Source organism: Aquirufa aurantiipilula (assembly GCF_019923745.1).
Lineage (GTDB): Bacteria > Bacteroidota > Bacteroidia > Cytophagales > Spirosomataceae > Aquirufa > Aquirufa aurantiipilula.
Map to the genome: position 1 here is coordinate 158,252 of NZ_JAANOG010000005.1, position 19,834 is coordinate 178,085.

The following is a 19,834-nucleotide window of genomic DNA, read 5'->3' on the forward strand; positions in this document are numbered from 1 at the left end:
CTTTCTTAATCTAGATTATGATTTTGGGGACATTTCGTTCGGACCTTTGTATTGTTAATTCGAAACAATATGACAAAGAGCATCTTACACAAAGCAGACTCGAGGGGCAAAGCCAATCATGGATGGTTGCAAAGCTCTCATACCTTTAGTTTTGCCAATTATTACGATCCCACTCGCATTCATTTTGGCGCACTAAGAGTACTTAATGATGATATGGTAAAAGGTGGAATGGGTTTTGGCCAGCATCCACATGATAACATGGAAATCATCAGCATTCCATTAGAAGGAGATTTAGAACATAAAGACAGTATGGGTAACGTGGCGGTTATTCGTCAAGGAGATATTCAGGTAATGAGTGCCGGAACAGGTATTTATCACAGTGAATACAACCATGATAAAGAAGAAGCCGTTAAATTCTTACAGATTTGGGTATTCCCAAATAAGAAAAATGTGACTCCACGTTATGACCAGATCACCTTGGAAAATAAGGATAGCCTGAATCAATTGCAGCAAATCCTTTCCCCCAATCCAGAGGACGAAGGAGTATGGATACATCAAGATGCATGGTTTCACCTAGGCCATTTTGAGGCTGGGAAAAGCGCTCATTACCCAATAAAAAAACCAGGAAATGGCGTTTATGCCTTTATACTAGAAGGGCAATTCTCCATCGAAGGTTACGATTTAGACCCTAGGGATGGACTAGGACTTTGGGAGCTTGAAGGTTTTGACCTGAAAGCAAAATCCGAAAACGCCAAAATCCTTCTTATGGAAGTTCCCATGAACATTTAATTTATAATTGATATACACGAAAAAAAACAAACAAACATGGCAAATTTAACATGGGCATTAGACCCAACTCACTCGGAAATTCAATTTAAAGTAAAACACTTAATGATCACAAATGTGACAGGTGGATTTACTGATTTCAATGTTAATGCAGAAAGCTCTGACGAATCTTTCACTGATGCAAAAATCAGTTTCACAGCCAAAGCGGCAAGCATTACTACTGGAAATGAACAACGTGATGCTCACCTTGCTAGCGCAGACTTTTTCGAAGCTGATAAATTTGAAAGTATCACTTTTAACTCTACGGGTATCGAAAAGTCAAGCAATGACGAGTTTAACTTGTTGGGAAATTTAACCATCAAAGATGTGACTAAACCCGTAAAAATTCATGTAGAATTTGGTGGAGTTGCGAAAGATCCTTGGGGAAATTTAAAGGCGGGTTTTACCATCAATACTAAAATTAACCGTACTGATTTCGGCTTAAACTGGAATGCGGCTTTAGAAACTGGTGGAGTCTTAGTTAGCGAGGAAATCAAAATCGCTGGTGAAATACAATTAGTAAAAGCCTAAGGAGTAATTGTCCTATACTCAACATGAAAATACAAAATGTCTTAGTAGTAGGAAAGAACGAAGCAATCGTTGAATTGCTGATCAAACTAGTGAATAAGTACCCCGAGCTCTTCGCTCTGGGTACTTGTAAACTAGAAGATATTTCGAGTATCTGCCAAATAAGCCCTGTCGACATCTTACTAATCAGTAGTGGATTGAGCTTAAATCAGGAAAATGAAGTAAAACAACTAGTTAAACAATTTCATCCAAACTTGAAAACGGTGGAGCATTTCGGGGGAGGTAGTGGCTTACTCAAAACAGAATTAAACCAAGTTCTAGATCGAGAACTTGGGGGCATTTAAGCTACAAACATCATTCACAAATTTCAATGGAAAGCCCCTTGGCTGGTACCGGACTAAAGGCCTTGCATTGCGCACACATTTTATCCTCAGGTAAAGGAGAAATACTGAAATAAAATTCATCTCCCTCCTTGATATTTTCTGGAAAGGAACAAATGCTCTTCAATGCAAAAGCCTGAGTATATGTTTTACCACTCATAGGATTCTTCCAAAGCATTTCTACCTGGCTACTATCTACTTGCCCTTCTACCACCTCAATTACATAATTCATACAAATTCCTTTAAGAGCCAATCTCCCTTTTAGGCAGGTTGTCTTAGACAATTCTTCTCTTTTACAAGAGGATAAAAGGCCCATAGCTAGTAAAAGACTCAGAAATTCTACCTTATTTTTCATGATTATTAATCGTTTTCTCCGATGCAACAATTGCCTTTAAACAAGCCTCTCGACCATATTCAATCAATTCTTCCGCTCGGTCAAACTCAAATATAGAAGAAATCGATTTAGGTATCTCAATTAATATATCCGGACGGTATTTATCTACCATCATTTCAGTTACCCTATCCTGCGTCATCTCATATGAGTAAAATAAAATATCACTCAGCGATTTTGTACTTGCCAAGGTGGACAAATCTGTAGGAGCTGGACTAGGCCAGTTTTTACCTAGCCATTCTTTGATTCCTTTCAAAAGGGCTAAATCCTCTGATTCATTTTTTTCTGGTAACACGAAAAAGGGAGCATCTCCATTCAAATCAACCGCAACAATCATTTCTCCCGCTTGCCTGTTCACTACATTCAAAGGAAGAGGATTCAGTACTCCTCCATCCACCAACACATGCTCACCATCGATAACAGGGGTGAAAATGCCAGGAATTGCAATGGATGCTCGAAGTGCTCGGTACAAATCCCCCGACTGAAACCAGACTTCTTTTTTGGTATGCATATCTGCCGCAACGGCCGTAAAAGGAATACGAAAATCTTCGATTTGAGGAACATTGATAAACTGAGATAATACGTCAAAAATTCGTTCCCCTTTGACAAAACCATGCTTGCCTAAGGTAAAATCCAACAAACTAAATACCTTGGATTTCGTTAATCCCAAAGCCCATTTTTTATAAGCCTCATGAAAACCTGCTGCATAAATACCTCCCACCACAGCACCCATGGAGCAGCCTGTTACACTGATAATCTCAAAATTATGCTCCTCTAGTACATCAATGACTCCCATATGCGCAAAGCCTCTTGCCCCTCCGCTTCCTAAAACCAGATGTACTTTTTTCTTTAAACTCATGGAAAACAATTTTCTACTGAATACAATAAATGCCTAATGAAAAACGTAATTTATTAGCCATTAAAACGATGAAACATTACGCAATATTACTCTTATTTCCTTTACTCATGCACTGCAAAAGTGCTGAAAATATCAGTCCAACCTGTTACAAGGGGAAACTCGTGTTGCAAGGAATTTGCATGAATTATGTAATTGAAGCGGTCAATAAAGACATGGATACCTCACAGGTGGCCCTTGAATGGAAAAATCCTGCTTCAGGTAAAAGCTATCAACACGTTTTTGCCTTAGCCAGTACCTGCACTTTTCCTTCCAATATCAAAGAGGGCGATAGCTTTTCCTTTAAAATCATCCAGCCGCCTAAAGAAAATACCTGTGCTCAATGCCTGGCTTATAGTCCCACTCCAAGCAAAAAACTCTTCATTGAAGTATGCCCTTAATCGAACTTTAGGCCATATTTCTTTCCAAGCTCGGAATAACCAAAGCCTCAATACGGCTTTCCATTTGTTTCAAATCGGGTAGCATATCATTCCAATTGGGAAAAGGTAAAGATTTGTAATATTCCACTCCTGCCAATAAATTTTGCTTGAATGTCTTCAAATACCGCTCTTGCTTCACATTAATGTTTTCTACACTTTCAGCCAGTTCATTTTTAAGGTAATCAACATATAAGCCCAGTTCCTTAACAAATAAATTGGGTCGATTATTCGTATTCAAAATATTGATACGTCCATAAATATGATCCACCATTTCTTTCAAGGAATATACTCCCGAGAAATAAGCCAAATTGGGGCCAGGACAAATTGCAATGGAATTCAAATGGTGCTTGGGTTTGATTCCATGATTTTTTAATACCGAAGTACCCAAGCCAGTACACAAACAAGCTTTTTCTGTAATCTTATCAAATAGAGTGCGAAACTCATTTTTAGGTAAATTCTGAGCCTCTAGCTCTTTGATTTTGGCATGTTGATACTGACGAGAAGCCGTGCAAATCGGTTTTTCTGTGAATTCGGTATTGGTAGACAAATACTCCAAATTACATGGACTACCCGGCCTTCCCTTTTCGATTCTTTCTAAGCGCTGTTTTTCAGAGCTACTCTTTCTGAAATTATTAAACGGAACTCCCAATGGCGATGCATGACTCATATAATAATCAGACTCTTCTGCTGTAGCTAGGGCATTTAATGTGGCCTCATCCACATTGGTGGCTTCAGGAACCAACAAAAAAGGACTTCCCCAACCTGTTCCTTGGGTTTGATAATGATCTAATAAAAACTCATTCTCTTCACTTGTGCCAATTCCTCCTTGGACTGTAATCCGCATTTCAGGTATTTCGCTATAATTTATCCCTCCTTTTTCAGTCAAAACTTTTTGACACATATCAAAAAGTTCCTGCTTCATATCATTTCTACTACTTTTAAATTCTTCCAAAATGGGACCCAATAATAAACCATCCGTAGCAAAGGCATGGCCTCCGCAGTTTAATCCTGACTCAATTCGAAATTCAGAAATCCAAAGTCCTTTTTTTGCCAATAATTTTCCTTGGGTCAAAGCACTTCTAAAATCACTCACTTTTAAAATGATTTGCTTCTTTAATGCTCCTTGGGCATTGGGGAAGAAATCTTCAAATTGCTCAATATAACTATACAACAAAGGATTATACCCCGCTGAAAAAATAACAGATGATTGTAGATTACTCATTGCATATCCCCGAAGTGCTGACAAAGCATCAGCAAATTCCTTTTCCAATGCTTCTCCGTCTTTGCTATAATTAGTCTTATTTACTTTTGACATGATATTCACGTCAATAGAACCTGGAATAATGCTTTCTCTTAAGTAATTTTCTACCGATTCATCTTTTGTCAAAAGCCAGGAAAGATAAGTTTGTTTCAATAGAGAAGTTTCAGGTAATAGCTCAAAATAGCGGTATAAATCTGTACCCGCTTCCCAGGATTGGTGGCGCATAGATTCCATCTTTTCATTGACCAAATCATTCACCAAATTCAAATAGGCTTGAATACGCTTGGCACGGTAATCTGCTTCTGTTTTCAAAATTGGACTAAACTCCCTGCCATTGGCTTTGGCATGTACTTCTCTCATTTCCTCCACAAGATGATCATCCATGATGGAAATAACAGAAGAAATTCCTAAATGAGCCACTTTGATAGGAGTATCGATGGTAAAGCCTAATCCCATGACGGGGATATGGAATGAATGTGCGAGCTTTTTAGACATAATCTAATGTTGTTTGTCGCAAAGTTCCGCCCTCATTCACCAAATAACTATGACCTTCGTCAGGTATGCTAACTAATTAAATGCCACTATAATAAGCATTTACCCCTAAATCACAGCTTTATACCTAAGAGTTAGCGTTTTTTGTAAATCCTTTTCTCTCCCAAAATCCACAAAGGCTTATTTGGATTTTCCCGAGATGGGACTCGTTTTTCTGATTTGGTTTGAATGTGCTGGAGGGCCATCTGAATGTCATCTGTAAACAAGATATAATCAAAATCATTTGGACCAACCGTCTGCTCATTGACCAAAGACTCAAAATAAGCCATCAGTTTTTCATGGTATTCTAAACCCATGACCACAACAGGAAAGTGATTAATTTTACCTGTTTGAATCAAAGTAATCACTTCAAAAAATTCATCCAAAGTACCCAAACCTCCTGGCATCACCACAAAGCCCGAAGAGTATTTACGCAACAATTCTTTTCTGACTGAAAAATACCGAATGGTCACAAATTTATCCAGATAGGGATTGGCGTGTTGTTCAAAAGGTAATTCTATATTGCAACCTAAAGATACTCCTCCCGCCAAAGTAGCGCCTTTATTGGCCGCTTCCATAATACCGGGTCCTCCTCCAGTCATGATGGCAAAGCCCAACTTGGAAAGCTCACCAGCCAGTTTCTCTGTTGTTTGATAATAAGAATGTTCTGAATCAAATCGGGCTGAACCAAAAATGGTAATACATGGCCCTATGAAGTGAAGGTTACGAAAACCTTTGATGTATTGAAATAGTACTTCAATGGAAAAAATCAGCTCTTTCCATCGGGCCCGTGGCCCTTTTAAAAAATCAAATTCATTTGTCCATTTCATAGTAAATCCCTTGTATTCAGAAGAAACGAATTTACATGTTTAATTAGTAGGGCCAAATCTTTTCTATTTTTCCTGACCAAATTCAGTATATAAGGAGTGATTAACCAATTTTTCTAAAAACTCATTCCAAGCTCATATGTTAGGATATAAATTGAATTAGTTTTGACTATCTTTTGGTACCTTATTACCCCTCACAGCTCTTAACCTTTATGAAAACTTTCTTGTTCATCGTTCTTTTGACAGTCATTCGTCTTTCCACAGCGTTTAGCCAAGGCAAGACAATTTCAGGTCAATTGATTGATCAACAAAGTCGTCAAAAGATTGAATTTGCCAACGTCAGCTTGTGGAAAAAAGATTCAACCGTATGGAAAGGCACACTAAGTGATACTCTTGGTAAATTTGTTTTTACTGAGGTTCCAGCAAACATTACTTACCTAAAATTCCAAGCTTTATCCTATAAAACCAAGACGATATCCTTGGGGGATTTTGCACAAAGTGCATCCAACGAAGTCCTGTTAAGTCCTGAAAACAAGACCTTGAATGAGGTAGTGGTGACAGGAGAAAAAGCCGTGGCAAGCCTGCAAATGGATAAGCAAACTTTCCAGACGAAGCAATTCCAAAATGCTGCCAATGGTACAGGAATGGATCTCATGCAACGGCTACCGGCCGTTACTGTCAATACAGAAGGGGAAATTGCCTTAAGAGGAAGTACCGGATTCATACTTTTAGTAGACGGTAAACCATCCACTCGAACTCCTGCTGATATTTTAGCCCAAATACCTGCTAATATTATTGAGAGTATTGAGCTTATTACAAGTCCCTCGGCTAAATATGATGCGGATGGTAAAGCAGGCATGATCAACATCATTACCAAGAAGAATACCCGGATTGGAACGGCTTGGTCAGGAAATATCATGAATGGAGGTACTTTACCTCTACGATTTGGTAGTGATGTGCAGTGGACATTTACCGACAAAAAATGGAGTGTTTTTGCTGCCGCAGACTACCGCAGATATGATATCGATGGTTTTCGGGTAGGAGAAATTAGAACTAAATTTCAAGACACACTAAGTTACATGCCCTCCCAAGGTGTTCGAAACTACATGGATTTCCAATACTCTCTGCGCGCTGGAGGTACTTTTCAAGCTAGTTCGGCAGATCAATGGAATTGGTCCGCTTATATTGGTGAAAAACAAACAGACCGCACCGCTAACCTGCATTACCAAGACTATATCGTAACCAAGGCAGGGAATGACTTATTTTCTCCCTTTAGTGTATCTCAAAATCCATACAGGCAATTTTTTAACCAAAACTTATTTGTGCGTTCGGGTAAATTTCAAACCTACAACATCGATTATTCTCATACTTATGCCAATCAGGCAAAGCTGAGTCTTTTAGGTCTATATGAATTCTCTAAACTGGGTGGTCCATTAAACAATTACGATAGCTATGAAGGAAGCAATAAACTTTTGCTTTGGGAAAGATCTACAGAGACTAGCCCTTTGAGTGCATGGAGATTTCAATTGGATTATAGCCTTCCACTTCGTAATAAAAACAAGTTGGAATTTGGGTACCATTGGAGGCATATTAATCACCGTGGGGATTTCCTATTTGAACGATATTCCGCTGGATCGAGTACATGGGTCTCTGATCCAAATTATACAGACAACATGGAATTAGTTCAAAGTATCCATGCTCCTTATATTCAATTAAACGGCAGTAACAATCAATTTTCATATGCTGTAGGATTACGTACCGAATGGATGGACCGCACATTAACACATGCGGGGGAACCTGGAAAAGTCTATTCGCTTAATCAAATTTACCTATTCCCATCCTTGCAAGGTATTTGGAAATTAGATGCTGAGAAGACTTTACGAATTGGTTATAGTAGAAGAATAGAAAGGCCCACCAGCAAACTCATGTCACCCTTTAAAAATCACCGACATGCCGAAACGGTAGAGACTGGTGATCCTAACCTATTGCCTGAGATTGCGAATGTATTGGAAATTGGCTTAAGTAAAGGATTTGATCATATTTCATTTACTGCTACTGCATATGTGAACTTCCTTCAAGATAAAGTCTTCCGAGTAAACGAAATTTATAGTAGGACCATTTTGGGTAGGACTTATACCAATGCCGGAAATTCACAATCCACGGGTGTGGAATTTTTGACTGAAATAAGGCCAAGTAAGATTTGGAAAATCTACCTTTCAGGAAACCTTTATCAATTTGATGTTCAGGGTAGTTTTAGAGGCATAGAAACGAAACAAAGTAGTTTTAATTACAATGTCAATGGAAATACCAACCTAGATCTAAGTCCGAAACTTCGGTTTGTTTGGGATTTTACTTATTTATCCAAATCTGTCACTACGCAAGGCTATGACTCTGACTTATTACTTTCCAATGTCAGCTTAAAATATAGTCTCTGGGGAAATAAGGCCAATGTGAATTTACAATGCCTCAATGTGTTCAATACCAATATTCAAACGATAGTTACACAAACACCTAGTTTTTACAGCAGTACAGATTACCGTAAATGGGACCGAGTAATCCAATTAAGTTTTGGTTTCCGAATCAATGATCGAGGACAAAAAACAAAATCGACCAAAACGGAATACGGCGAAAAAGAATTCTAAAAAAAGAGCCCCTAATTTTGGGGCTCTTGCATTATAACGCTTTTAAGTACTGAATACTTAATGGCACATTGACCAGCTCATTGTCGCTTTCGTCTTCAATGAAACAATGTTCCACTCCTGCTTTTTTACCTAATTGAATGATTTTTTTCCAGTTGCCTTGTCCTGTTCCTACAGGTACATCATTGATAGCAGGGGTATGTCCCGTTAAATCTCCCACCACTCCTTTGCGCAAATCTTTTACGTGCATCAATTTCCAACGGCCTGGATATTTTTTCAATAATTTAACTGGCATTTTCTCTCCCCCACCATGTAAAGTCCATAGTACATCCATCTCAAAAGACACATATGCTGGATCTGTCTTTTGAATGATGTAATCCAATAAAGTTCCTTTCTCAAATGGATGAAACTCATAACCATGGTCATGATAACACAGAGTAATACCATTTTCCTTCAGAACCTTTCCCGCTTGGTTAAATACATTCACCGCTTTTTGAGCATCTTCCAAGGTGAAATCATTTCCTTTGTGAGGAATCCAAGCACACATCACAAATTTAGCTCCTAACACTTTTGCCTTTTGAACTACAGCCATGGGATCCTTCTCCAATTCTCCAAAATCAGCACCCGTAGATGGAATGGAAATACCTCGAGCATCACATTGTTGTTTAAACTCTTGCAATGTCATTCCTTTGGCACCACCTCCTTCAAGTTCCGTAAAACCCATCCCTTTGATAACATCTAGTGTTTTAAGTGGGTCCTGTGGAAATTGTTTTCTAAATGTATAAGCCTGCACTCCTAAAGGATAGGTGTAAACTTTTTGGGCATAAGCTCCAAAACTGAGGGCAATCCCCAAAAGGGCAATCATCAATCGATTCTTTTTCATGTGTATTTTGTTTTATAAGTTCTTTTTCTTCAATTCATCTACGGCGTGATTCGCGGCACGCGCTGCCAAAGCCATGAATGTTAAGGTGGGGTTTTGCGTTCCTGTTGATGTCATACAGGCGCCATCTGTTACAAATACGTTTTTGCAAGCATGTAACTGATTCCATTCATTCAATAATGAAGTAGCAGGATTCTTACCCATGCGTACTCCCCCCATTTCATGTATATCAGCTCCAGGAGCCGACTTAGAATCGGCCGTTCTAATCTGCTGAAAGCCAGCTTTTTCAAACATTTCCTGCATTTGCTCCCTAAAATCCTTGACCATCTTGACGTCATTTTCAGTCCAGCCACAAGAGAATACTATCTGCGGTATTCCGTATTTATCTTTTAAATCTCCATGCAATCGAATGTGATTTTGCTCTGTAGGAACTGTTTCTCCCATCATCCAAGCAGATATATTCCAATTACCCCACTGGCGATTCAGTAAGTTATCCCGTAAGGTATCTCCAATTCCTATTTGCCTGGAATACTCTCCTCTTCCTCCACCTACACCCACCGCATAGCCACGTAAAAAATCAGTATCCTGACGTTGCACATTTCTAAACCTAGGAATATAGGCATTACTTGGATTGCCCCCTGCCGTTTTTTTGTCTTTGAATCCATCAAAACTGGCATTGGCTGTACCGCGGTAATTATGCCAAGCAATGAATTTTCCTAAAAGTCCTGAATCATTTCCTAAGCCATTCGGAAAACGATTGGATAAGGAATTCATGAGAATGGCATTGGTATTGATGGTAGAGCCATTCACAAAAATCACTTTGGCATAAAAAGGAATCATTTCATGGCTATTGGAATCAATTACATTCACCCCAATGGCTTTGCTTTTTTTATCATCATAGATAATGGAATGAACTACCGAATGAGGTCGTAAAGTTAGATTTCCTGTTTTAGCTGCCCAAGGCAAAGTGGAGGCATTGCTACTAAAATATCCTCCATAATTACATCCTCTGTTGCATTGCCGCTGACTTAAACAACGGCCACGCCCTTGCTGAAAATGTATTTCCTGAGGGTCTGTTAGGTGAGCACATCGTCCAGAAATAACCCAACGGTTACCGTAAACTTTGGTTAACGTTTCTTTAAAATGTTGTTCCAAACAGTTTAGCTCAAAGCCCGGTTGTACCAGACTATTGGGTAATTCTGCCAAATTATCATTAAAACCAGCAATGCCAGCAAATTTCTCTACATGCTCATACCAGGGTTCTATATCTTTATATCGAATGGGCCAGTCCGTAGCAAATCCATCACGAACAGGTCCTTCAAAATCAAAGTCGGACCAGCGTTGGGTTTGTCTTGCCCACAATAACGACTTCCCTCCAACGTGGTATCCCCTGGTCCAACGAAAAGGTTTTTCATAAACTACTGGTTGTTCGTCATCAGGTAATGCCCAATGTTTGGTTTCTTCCCGCATAAATCCACTCCCAGAAAAACCTTGCTTATCAGCCAAGCTTACTGTTCCTCGGTGCTCAAATTCCCAGGGGGCTTTAGAAGCAGTGGGATAATCTTCCACATGTTTCACTTGACGGCCTCGTTCCAAAACCAAGGTCTTTAATCCTCGATCGCAAAACTCCTTTGCGGCCCAGCCTCCACTAGCACCTGATCCTATGACGATCACATCATACGTGTTTTTCTTTGCTATGTTTAGATTCAAATTGGCCATATTTTAAATATTTACACAACCATGGTAAAAACCTGGTGCCATGATATACTGGTAATGCTCCGTCAAAACATATTCAGAGCTAGTATAACCTCGAATAGTCTCAGCTCGTAAGGTGGTATATGCCCAAAGGTGTTCGGCCGATTTCTCTAAATCCTGTAAAAGGGCTTCTCGCTGAGCAGTATTACATGCTCCAAATGCCAGATGATGGTTTAAATTGGCCTGAAGTGATAATGCTTTAATGGCCAATTTGATTTTTTGTTGGTCCTCAGCCGTATAACAATCACTAAAAAGCTTATCGAGGAAAAGCTCCACACCTACTCCAATAGCTCCTTTGGACTTTCCCTCAGGAATGAAAGTTCCAGCTATCATTCGAAGCATCTCCTTTTCCTCTAAGGTAAAAACCTGAGAAGTAGACAGGTTTTCTCTACTCCAGCCTTGAGCCCAACTAGGTAAAATCACCATAGCACCTGCTGAAATGGCTATGGACTGCAAAATCTTTCTTCTTTTCATGGGAAAATATTACACATTTAATTTGCTTGAAAAAACAAGAATTTCTACCATTCACTACCCTGATGTTACACAAAGTCCAATGAAGGAAATGATCAAGTCCTATTTTATTTTGTTTAGCTGTTCTCGGTAATATTGTACCGTCCGAATCACCGAAGGTAGATTACTGGGCTTCTCCTGAGTATCCCGTTCAATGTTGATATTTCCTTGAAAACCTTGTCGTTTTAGTTCTGCAAAAACCTCCGGAAAATTCACCACCCCGGTTCCAACAGGGACATCCCTTAATTTTGGATTATTGTACTCAGCGATATCTTTTAAATGGATAGCAATAATTCTCCCTTCCAATTTCTTCAAAGCATCCACCGGATTTATCCCACTTTTTGGGTAATGACCTAAGTCGGGACAAGCATAAAAGTTTGGATGATTTTTCATCGCTATTAGTAAGGAGTCTGGAGTCCAATATACACTGGTTCCTTTCCAATGGTTATGTATGGCCACTTTGATTTTATACATGCCTGCCAAACTATCTACTCCATCCCATAAATGTACTGGGGGTTCTGCAGTAACATAATTGACATCTAACTCTTTAGCTATATCAAACTCCTTCTTCCAACGATCGATGGTTTTACCCCCTACCAAATAAATAGATTCCATCTTGAATCCTTTTTCTTTAATCATTTGCTTTAATTGTCTGACTCCAGTACTTGACAAATTCATCACAGCAGAATCCTTCAAAGCAGCACCCGCTTTACCAAAAGTATAACCTTCAATATAATGAAGTCCAGCACTGTCAGCCTTGGCCAATTGCTCCGGAAATGAAAAAGGATTAAATGTGTAAAGGGCTACTCCTAGCTTCCAATCTTTAGGGGCCTTTTTTACTGTATTTAATTTTTTATGTACATATTTATCTGGCTGTTTAGCCAAATTGTTTTGAGATAGACTAAGACATAAGCCTAAAAGGCAAAAAGCGTATATTTTTTTCATGAGGTTTGGTTTTTATAAGAAGAAAATTGGATAAAGAACATGACAACTCAGCCAAATTAAATGAAAATTATCAGTATTTTACCTATACAAAACAGTAAAAAAACCAGAAATACATGTAAGAAAAATTCTATTTAATTATTTAAAACTTTACCAAGGAAACAAATCAAATGAAAAAATCACTTATTCTACTCCTAATTAGCTTTTATAGTTGGGGACAAGCTAAGCAAAAACCCAACATCATTTTTATTATTTCTGACGACCATACCTCGCAAGCCATTAGTGCCTATGGAAGTAAATTGGCCAAGACCCCCAGCATTGATCGCATTGCGAGAGAAGGGGCTATCCTGTACAATAATGTGGTGACAAATTCCATATGTGGCCCGAGTAGAGCCACCTTATTGACAGGAAAATTCAGTCATAAAAATGGCTATAAATTCAATGAAAAGAAATTTGATATTGAACAAGCTGTTTTTCCTGAAGAGTTACAAAAAAATGGATACCAAACAGCTTGGGTAGGTAAAATGCACCTAGGAACATTGCCTCATGGATTTGATTATTTGAATATCCTTCCTGGTCATGGAAGCTATTACAATTCTGACTTCGTAGATAGCCAGAATAAAACCACCCGCCATGAAGGCTATGTTACTAATGTAATCACTCAATTGTCAAAAGAATGGTTAAATCAGCGAGATCCCAATAAACCGTTTTTCATGGTGGTTGGACATAAAGCAACTCACCGCTCATGGTTACCTGATATTCAAGATTTAGGAGCCTATGATGATGTGACATTCCCAATTCCAGATACCTTTTATGATAATTACGCGGGAAGGCTAGCGGCTGCAGATCAGGACATGACCATTGATAAAACCATGATCCTTAGTCAAGATTTAAAAATTCATGGTAAATATGAAGGAGCAGGAGATGGTGGAAATTACAATCGCTTCACTCCACAACAAAGACCAGCTTTTTATGACTATTATGAGAATAAAATCAGTAAAGAGTTTGAAGAAAAAAAACTTAGTGGTAAAGCCCTAGCAGAATGGAAATACCAGCGTTACATGAAAGACTATCTTTCTACTGCCAACTCGCTAGATAGAAATATAGGAGAATTACTAGATTATCTAGATAAATCAGGATTAGCCAAAAATACCGTAGTAGTCTATACTTCAGATCAAGGATTTTATTTGGGAGAACATGGATGGTTTGATAAACGCTTCATCTATGAAGAGTCATTAAAGACTCCCTTTGTGATTCGTTATCCTGGAGCCATCAAACCTGGCACTAAAGTTAGCCAAGTAGTTTCCAATGTGGATTGGGCTCCAACCTTACTTGATATCGCTCAGACTAAAATACCTTCTGAAATTCAAGGAAAGTCATTTCTGCCAGTATTGAAAGGCCAAGGCAAAAACTGGAAGAATGAATCCTATTATCACTATTATGAATATCCTCAACCACATCATGTGTATCCACACTTTGGTTTAAGAACGGCCCAATATACTCTGGTACGTTTTTATGGGCCTAAAGATTTCTGGGAATTATATGATATCAAAAAAGACCCTAAAAATTTGCACAATATCTACGATAAAAAAGAAAATGCGCAAATTATTGCCGATTTGAAAAAACAACTCGTGCAAAAAATGAATCAATACGATGATAAAGAAGCCCTAGAAATATACCAAAAAGGCCAATAAGAAAGTTTCACAGGATAAAAAAGCCTATCGCTAATAACGATAGGCTTTTTGCATTCCTGTGTTCTATAATTGTATACTGTCTTTAATCTTAACTTATGCTTACATCATTCAAAAATGAATTTTATAAACATTCCCTTTTTAAAATTTCTTGAATCAATGATTCTTATTTTTAAATCGGTAGCCTAAAAGTAGGAGAAATCTTATAAAAATTTCAACTAAAACTCAATTATTAGTATAATTTAATAATTCTATACTAATTAATCTCGCTTGACTCAAGAAGAAGTCTGTAGAAACAATTGAGTTAATGGTTAGGCATCTTACTATTTTATAAAAAAATTAAGCCAAGAGGATAGTTTTATTATCAAAATAATGGCTAATTTTAAAAAATTATTTTTTTCTTTTTTAACAACCGCTAATAAATTAGGTACAAGTTTTGAATAATAGGACAAAGGATTGAAGCAAAGAAATCTAGCTCCAGCGAAGCTTATCTAACTTAAACGCATTAAAAACAAATTACCGTTCTAAATTTATAAACCAGACTACGACTAGTCATTTTTTTGCATGATTTTCATCATTTCGATTAACAATTTATTGATTAATCGGTTTTCTGATGATAGGACCTCATGAAGGAATCCAATGAAATGCAAACTCAATTTCTAGTTTAGTAAAGTTTTCCTATCAATGTTCCTAACCTTACCCTTTCTATCCCTTCTTTTTTCCATAATCATTGCTTATTTCAATATTAAGAAGAATAGAGGCATTATTTTCTTGTCGATTTTTTATTTTCTGATTGGGGTAATTAGCTTAAAATACTATTTATTCACCTATGATAGTCAATTACCTTGGTTATTGGCGATTCTGTATGGTCATTTTTCTCCCTTGTTTTTTCTGATTGGACCAGCAGCATATATATATGTCCGTAACACCGTAACCGACCAAGAAGGACTCAGCCAAAAAGATATTTGGCACCTTATCCCAAGCCTATATATGATCGTAGGCTTGATTCCTTATTTTCTAAAACCATACCAAGATAAATTGGCCTTAGTGACCAAAATACTTAATCAGCCCGGAGAACTTTATACCAATCAAATTCATTTATTTAGTCCTAGCCTAGTCAATGACTTTGTTAGAAACTTTTTATACGTATACTATGCCTGGCTGATGATTATGCTTTTGATCAAATCTAGTGAAACAAAAGAGACAGAATCTGTAGATTCATACGAAATGCAAAAACGTATTACCTTTCAATGGCTCATTATTTTTGTTTCATTCAACACTTTCATAGCAAGTATTCTACTTTCGTCCAATTTCGTAGTACTATTTAGCCCTGAACGCGACTTCAGCAATTTGAATGATTATTTACCTTATTATCGAATACTCATCATGTTTGCTTTTGTCATGCCATTATTGATTCTCCTATTTCCGAGAGTATTGTATGGCATTCCTCAGTTAACAGTAGAAGAGCTAGAATTAATTCAAACGAAAAAGAGAAAATCCAATTCAGAAAAAACAGAATTAGATGTAGATGACTCCTTCTATGAACTTTCACAAATCATTTTAAACTACATAGAAACCGACAAACCCTATTTGAACCCCCGTTTCTCCATCCGTGATATCGTGGTGACATTGAATATACCACAACATCATGTTTCTTACTGTTTCAATAAAATACTAAATACTCCCTTCCCTACCATCAAGAATAAATACCGCATTGAATATGTCAAGGAACTGATAATAAAAGATAAGGAAAAGCGGTTTTCACTGGAGGGATTGATGAAGGAAGCTGGTTTTACTTCCAAAAACAGCTTTTTCCAAGCCTTTAAAGAAATTGAAGGTTGTACCCCAAAGGTCTGGTCAGAACAGCAAAAAGCAGACTAAAACCATCATTTTATCCTATAAAAAGTTAAGAACAAAAGCTTTTTAATATCTTAGGTTTTTCAAATCTATACCTTAACATGAAAAACCTATTATTTATAGCCGCCTTGGCTATGCAGCTTTTCTCTGTCGACGCCCAAAACTGGAAACCTGCAGGAAACAAAATCAAAAGCCCATGGGCTGAAAAAGTAGATCCCAACAATACACTTCCTGAATATCCAAGACCACAAATGGTCCGAGATCAATGGCAAAATTTGAATGGACTGTGGGATTATACCATACTAGACAAAGGAGCCAATATCCCTAGCCAATTTGAAGGCAAAATATTAGTGCCATTTGCCGTAGAATCCAGTCTATCGGGGGTTCAAAAAACAGTGGGAGACCAAAAAGAATTGTGGTACCATCGCTCATTTACTATTCCTGCTACCTGGAAAAATAAAAATATCATCCTACATTTTGGGGCAGTAGATTGGAAAGCCGATGTGTGGGTGAATGATGTTAAAGTAGGTACTCACCAAGGTGGATATGCTCCATTTAGCTTTGATATCACAGCCTTCCTACAAAAAGATAAAGCACAAAAAGTGGTCGTTAAAGTCTGGGACCCAAGTGACCTTGGCTTTCAACCTCGTGGTAAGCAAGTAAATAACCCTAGAAGTATTTGGTATACTCCTGTAACAGGCATTTGGCAAACCGTTTGGCTTGAGCCGGTAGAATCAACCTTCATTAGCCAATTAAAAACAGTACCTAATATTGATGGAGGAAATATCAGCGTACAATCTAAAACAGAAGGAACCATCCCGTCTGATATCATAGAAGTAAAAGTATTAGAAAATGGAAATGTGATTTCCTCTGGCAAAGCCGCTGTAGGTCAAGATGTGTTAGTGGCTATTCCAAATGCCAAATTATGGAGCCCAGAATCTCCTTTCCTTTATGACCTAGAAATTTCTATTCTTCGCAATGGACTTAGCAAAGATAAATTGAAAAGCTATGTAGGAATGCGCAAAATTTCTACTAAAATAGATGCCAATGGGATTCATCGCCTTCAATTAAACAATAAAAATGTATTTCAATTAGGGCCATTGGATCAAGGCTGGTGGCCTGATGGCTTGTATACTGCACCTACTGATGAAGCCCTACTTTACGACATCAAAAAAACCAAGGATTTTGGCTACAATATGATCCGTAAGCACGTGAAAGTAGAACCTGCTAGATGGTATACTCACTGCGATCGTGAAGGTATTTTGGTTTGGCAAGATATGCCTAGTGGCGACAAAGACCCAAAATGGGTAACCAGAAACTATTTCAATGATAAAGAATTAATCCGCTCCAAAGCTTCTGAAGAAAACTTCATGAAAGAATGGAAGGAAATCATGGATTTAACCTTCTCTAATCCAAGCGTGGTGGTTTGGGTTCCTTTTAACGAAGCTTGGGGCCAATTCAAAACCCCTGAAGTAGTAGAATGGACAAAAAATTATGACCCTTCCCGATTGGTTAATCCTGCCAGTGGAGGGAACCACTATGATGTAGGCGATATGCTGGATATGCACAATTATCCAGACCCTAAAATGGGCTTGTTTGATTCTAAACGTGTGAATGTTTTAGGCGAATATGGTGGCATAGGTTTGGCATTGGATCAACACCTATGGGAAGCAAATCGCAATTGGGGATATGTACAATACAAAACAAGTGAAGAAGCAACTAAGGCCTATGTGGACTTAGCCGAAAAGCTTAAAAAGCTTATTCCTTTTGGCTATTCAGCAGCGGTTTATACCCAAACCACGGATGTAGAAATTGAAGTAAATGGATTGATGACCTATGACCGCAAGGTGATAAAATTATTGGAAGATAAAATCCGACAAGCCAATATCGAAATTCGGGAGACTTTGAAATAATCAACAATAAAAAGAGTCCAAGTATTTAAATCTGCTTGGACTCTTTCAATAACTTAACCCATGAAACTAAATCAAAAATGGATTTTTAGTTTTGCCCTATTTCTAGGTTTTTCCTACCTCATGCAATGGCAAGGTGCAGCGCTAAAAAATAGCATGACACCCATGGGAATTGTGCATCTAGAATTTGCCCAAACGGAAGTGCTTTTTGAAAAAATTATAGGCATTTGGGAGATTGAAATGCTTTATTGGAACTTGGCACTGGATTTTTTATATATCCCTATTTACACCTATTTCTTCCAAATAACACTCTCCATTTTCATACAGAGGCATCGCAGTAAGATGGTTCAGCAAATAGGTGTTTTACTTAAAAATGCGACAATTTTAGCCCTATTCTGTGATCTAGCAGAAAATACTGGAATGATCATTTCCTTATCAGGAACTCACATTCCCATCATATATATCCTGACAAGCTGGCTGGCCGGCTTGAAATTCTCAATTTTGGGTTTCTGTCTAATTTATATATTGGTATCTATTCCTACATTGTTTTTTCGTACTAAGTCGGCATAGTTTAAACCAAAATCACCCAATTCCTGCCTCTTTTTTCATAGCAGCTGCCGTTTTATGTTGTCCCGTATGACTCCAACCTGGAGGCATAAAAATATACAAAAGCTTATTTTGCAAGCCAGGTGCATGATATACATCTTTAGCTAATGCTACAATTTCTCCAAAATAGGCATCTAAAAAATGATTGGGCTTCATGTCACGGGTTATTCCATATTCTACCTTCACAACATCTAATTCAGGTTGATAGGTTTTAAATACTCGGTCCCAGATATTCAATAAATTACAAAAATTGGTATCCATATACTGCACATTTCGAGCATGATGTACTCGATGGTGAGCTGGACTCAACATAAAATGGCCCAATTTACCCATGCGAGCATCTTTGACTAAATGATCCCCAATATGGATAAATGCACCCCAAGTACCGTCAATAAACATGATGGCAAAAAGCATGGCCGGAGGTAGTCCTGCCAAAATACAAATACTAGCACGAATGATATCAGCATATGGTCCCTCCAAGAAAAAGTGGGCATAGGAGACAGCTAAATTCATGTTTTCTGGCGCATGGTGCGTGGAATGTAAACACCAAAACAAGCGAACTTTATGCGCTAAATAATGGTAAATGAAGTGGGCAAATTCCCAAACGATATAACCATAAATAAACCAATACCAGGTAAACGAAACTTGAAATGGGGCCTTGGGCTCGAAAAAGCCAATGCAAATCGCGGTCATTCCTAGTGATAAATATCGACCAATGAAGGCATTCAGTACATAGCTGAAAAATGGGATTTTATAATTCCCCAAACCAAAGCTTTTGAATAATAATCCTCGAGTCAATTCCAATACTAGCGTAATGGGAAATAAAGGTCTTATCAATACTTTGATTCCATCATAAGTCAAAAAATCGGCGAATGATTTGGTTGAAAGAAATTCCTTGAGATCGTCAAATCCAAAAAATCCAACAATCCAATCTCCTATGGCTTGTACTATTTCCATGTTGTTTTA

The 19,834-nt window shown here is 38.0% G+C and carries 18 protein-coding genes; 9 read left to right on the top strand and 9 right to left on the bottom strand.

Features of this window, described 5'->3' with window-relative positions; translation table 11 throughout:
• Positions 1-69 precede the first annotated feature (69 nt).
• Genes G9H60_RS07465 through G9H60_RS07475 form a run of 3 tightly spaced genes read left to right on the top strand, consistent with a single transcriptional unit; the run spans position 70 to position 1,697 of the window.
• On the top strand, positions 70-789 hold the full coding sequence (locus G9H60_RS07465) for a pirin family protein (RefSeq protein WP_223143431.1): 720 nt from the start codon (positions 70-72) through the stop codon (positions 787-789).
• Between the two features lie 36 nt (positions 790-825).
• A complete protein-coding gene (locus G9H60_RS07470) occupies positions 826-1,356 on the top strand; it encodes a YceI family protein (protein WP_223143432.1) in 531 nt (176 codons plus the stop codon).
• Positions 1,357-1,379: 23 nt separating this feature from the next.
• On the top strand, positions 1,380-1,697 hold the full coding sequence (locus G9H60_RS07475; protein ID WP_223143433.1) for a hypothetical protein: 318 nt from the start codon (positions 1,380-1,382) through the stop codon (positions 1,695-1,697).
• A gap of 10 nt (positions 1,698-1,707) precedes the next feature.
• Here the strand turns inward: G9H60_RS07475 and G9H60_RS07480 are convergent, their stop codons facing one another.
• A complete protein-coding gene (locus tag G9H60_RS07480) occupies positions 1,708-2,088 on the bottom strand; it encodes a hypothetical protein (protein WP_223143434.1) in 381 nt (126 codons plus the stop codon).
• Positions 2,078-2,983 carry a patatin-like phospholipase family protein gene (locus G9H60_RS07485; RefSeq protein WP_223143435.1) on the bottom strand — a complete coding sequence of 302 codons (906 nt, stop codon included), beginning with the start codon at positions 2,981-2,983 and terminating at the stop codon, positions 2,078-2,080. The genes G9H60_RS07480 and G9H60_RS07485 overlap by 11 nt, the downstream gene beginning before the upstream one ends.
• A 68-nt stretch (positions 2,984-3,051) precedes the next feature.
• Here G9H60_RS07485 and G9H60_RS07490 point away from each other — a divergent pair, with 68 nt between their 5' ends.
• Positions 3,052-3,420, top strand: coding sequence for a hypothetical protein (locus tag G9H60_RS07490; protein ID WP_223143436.1), 369 nt, complete (start codon positions 3,052-3,054; stop codon positions 3,418-3,420).
• Between the two features lie 7 nt (positions 3,421-3,427).
• Here G9H60_RS07490 and G9H60_RS07495 read toward each other — a convergent pair whose 3' ends face one another.
• Positions 3,428-5,215, bottom strand: coding sequence for a hypothetical protein (locus tag G9H60_RS07495; RefSeq protein ID WP_262899978.1), 1,788 nt, complete (start codon positions 5,213-5,215; stop codon positions 3,428-3,430).
• Positions 5,216-5,346: 131 nt separating this feature from the next.
• Entirely contained in the window at positions 5,347-6,081 is a 735-nt protein-coding gene (locus G9H60_RS07500) for an LOG family protein (RefSeq protein ID WP_223143437.1), read from the bottom strand.
• Positions 6,082-6,290: 209 nt separating this feature from the next.
• Between G9H60_RS07500 and G9H60_RS07505 the strand changes: the two genes are divergently transcribed.
• On the top strand, positions 6,291-8,720 hold the full coding sequence (locus G9H60_RS07505) for a TonB-dependent receptor domain-containing protein (RefSeq protein WP_223143438.1): 2,430 nt from the start codon (positions 6,291-6,293) through the stop codon (positions 8,718-8,720).
• Between the two features lie 31 nt (positions 8,721-8,751).
• Here G9H60_RS07505 and G9H60_RS07510 read toward each other — a convergent pair whose 3' ends face one another.
• The 4 genes from G9H60_RS07510 to G9H60_RS07525 all read right to left on the bottom strand — a co-directional run bounded on the left by G9H60_RS07510 (position 8,752) and on the right by G9H60_RS07525 (position 12,807).
• Positions 8,752-9,600 (bottom strand): sugar phosphate isomerase/epimerase family protein, encoded by an 849-nt coding sequence (locus G9H60_RS07510; RefSeq protein ID WP_223143439.1) that lies wholly within the window; start codon positions 9,598-9,600, stop codon positions 8,752-8,754.
• 12 nt (positions 9,601-9,612) lie between these two features.
• Positions 9,613-11,316: a GMC oxidoreductase gene (locus G9H60_RS07515; RefSeq protein ID WP_223143440.1), complete on the bottom strand. Its 1,704-nt coding sequence runs from the start codon at positions 11,314-11,316 to the stop codon at positions 9,613-9,615.
• Positions 11,317-11,319: 3 nt separating this feature from the next.
• Positions 11,320-11,826: a gluconate 2-dehydrogenase subunit 3 family protein gene (locus G9H60_RS07520; protein WP_223143441.1), complete on the bottom strand. Its 507-nt coding sequence runs from the start codon at positions 11,824-11,826 to the stop codon at positions 11,320-11,322.
• Between the two features lie 99 nt (positions 11,827-11,925).
• Positions 11,926-12,807, bottom strand: a complete 882-nt coding sequence (locus G9H60_RS07525; protein ID WP_223143442.1) for a sugar phosphate isomerase/epimerase family protein — start codon at positions 12,805-12,807, stop codon at positions 11,926-11,928.
• Between the two features lie 167 nt (positions 12,808-12,974).
• Here G9H60_RS07525 and G9H60_RS07530 point away from each other — a divergent pair, with 167 nt between their 5' ends.
• The 4 genes from G9H60_RS07530 (at position 12,975) to G9H60_RS07545 (ending at position 18,832) form a co-directional block, all read left to right on the top strand.
• The gene (locus tag G9H60_RS07530; protein ID WP_223143443.1) at positions 12,975-14,498 is read left to right on the top strand and encodes a sulfatase family protein; all 1,524 of its coding nucleotides are present in this window, start codon (positions 12,975-12,977) and stop codon (positions 14,496-14,498) included.
• A gap of 681 nt (positions 14,499-15,179) precedes the next feature.
• Positions 15,180-16,376 (top strand): AraC family transcriptional regulator, encoded by a 1,197-nt coding sequence (locus G9H60_RS07535; protein WP_223143444.1) that lies wholly within the window; start codon positions 15,180-15,182, stop codon positions 16,374-16,376.
• 77 nt (positions 16,377-16,453) lie between these two features.
• Complete coding sequence (locus G9H60_RS07540) at positions 16,454-18,265, top strand: glycoside hydrolase family 2 protein (RefSeq protein ID WP_223143445.1); 1,812 nt, start codon at positions 16,454-16,456, stop codon at positions 18,263-18,265.
• Between the two features lie 60 nt (positions 18,266-18,325).
• Entirely contained in the window at positions 18,326-18,832 is a 507-nt protein-coding gene (locus tag G9H60_RS07545) for a hypothetical protein (protein ID WP_223143446.1), read from the top strand.
• 12 nt (positions 18,833-18,844) lie between these two features.
• On the opposite strand, the gene G9H60_RS07550 is transcribed toward G9H60_RS07545, so the two are convergent.
• Entirely contained in the window at positions 18,845-19,825 is a 981-nt protein-coding gene (locus G9H60_RS07550; RefSeq protein WP_223143447.1) for a sterol desaturase family protein, read from the bottom strand.
• Between the last annotated feature and the right edge of the window lie 9 nt (positions 19,826-19,834).

What these genes read in the sequence shown, in the direction of transcription:
- G9H60_RS07525 (WP_223143442.1), bottom strand. Translation starts at nt 12,807, where the DNA reads ATGAAAAAAATATACGCTTTTTGCCTTTTAGGCTTATGTCTTAGTCTA.
- G9H60_RS07485 (WP_223143435.1), bottom strand. Translation starts at nt 2,983, where the DNA reads ATGAGTTTAAAGAAAAAAGTACATCTGGTTTTAGGAAGCGGAGGGGCA.
- G9H60_RS07530 (WP_223143443.1), top strand. Translation starts at nt 12,975, where the DNA reads ATGAAAAAATCACTTATTCTACTCCTAATTAGCTTTTATAGTTGGGGA.
- G9H60_RS07540 (WP_223143445.1), top strand. Translation starts at nt 16,454, where the DNA reads ATGAAAAACCTATTATTTATAGCCGCCTTGGCTATGCAGCTTTTCTCT.
- G9H60_RS07500 (WP_223143437.1), bottom strand. Translation starts at nt 6,081, where the DNA reads ATGAAATGGACAAATGAATTTGATTTTTTAAAAGGGCCACGGGCCCGA.
- G9H60_RS07545 (WP_223143446.1), top strand. Translation starts at nt 18,326, where the DNA reads ATGAAACTAAATCAAAAATGGATTTTTAGTTTTGCCCTATTTCTAGGT.
- G9H60_RS07520 (WP_223143441.1), bottom strand. Translation starts at nt 11,826, where the DNA reads ATGAAAAGAAGAAAGATTTTGCAGTCCATAGCCATTTCAGCAGGTGCT.
- G9H60_RS07490 (WP_223143436.1), top strand. Translation starts at nt 3,052, where the DNA reads ATGAAACATTACGCAATATTACTCTTATTTCCTTTACTCATGCACTGC.
- G9H60_RS07470 (WP_223143432.1), top strand. Translation starts at nt 826, where the DNA reads ATGGCAAATTTAACATGGGCATTAGACCCAACTCACTCGGAAATTCAA.
- G9H60_RS07515 (WP_223143440.1), bottom strand. Translation starts at nt 11,316, where the DNA reads ATGGCCAATTTGAATCTAAACATAGCAAAGAAAAACACGTATGATGTG.
- G9H60_RS07550 (WP_223143447.1), bottom strand. Translation starts at nt 19,825, where the DNA reads ATGGAAATAGTACAAGCCATAGGAGATTGGATTGTTGGATTTTTTGGA.
- G9H60_RS07475 (WP_223143433.1), top strand. Translation starts at nt 1,380, where the DNA reads ATGAAAATACAAAATGTCTTAGTAGTAGGAAAGAACGAAGCAATCGTT.
- G9H60_RS07480 (WP_223143434.1), bottom strand. Translation starts at nt 2,088, where the DNA reads ATGAAAAATAAGGTAGAATTTCTGAGTCTTTTACTAGCTATGGGCCTT.
- G9H60_RS07505 (WP_223143438.1), top strand. Translation starts at nt 6,291, where the DNA reads ATGAAAACTTTCTTGTTCATCGTTCTTTTGACAGTCATTCGTCTTTCC.
- G9H60_RS07535 (WP_223143444.1), top strand. Translation starts at nt 15,180, where the DNA reads ATGTTCCTAACCTTACCCTTTCTATCCCTTCTTTTTTCCATAATCATT.
- G9H60_RS07510 (WP_223143439.1), bottom strand. Translation starts at nt 9,600, where the DNA reads ATGAAAAAGAATCGATTGATGATTGCCCTTTTGGGGATTGCCCTCAGT.
- G9H60_RS07465 (WP_223143431.1), top strand. Translation starts at nt 70, where the DNA reads ATGACAAAGAGCATCTTACACAAAGCAGACTCGAGGGGCAAAGCCAAT.
- G9H60_RS07495 (WP_262899978.1), bottom strand. Translation starts at nt 5,215, where the DNA reads ATGTCTAAAAAGCTCGCACATTCATTCCATATCCCCGTCATGGGATTA.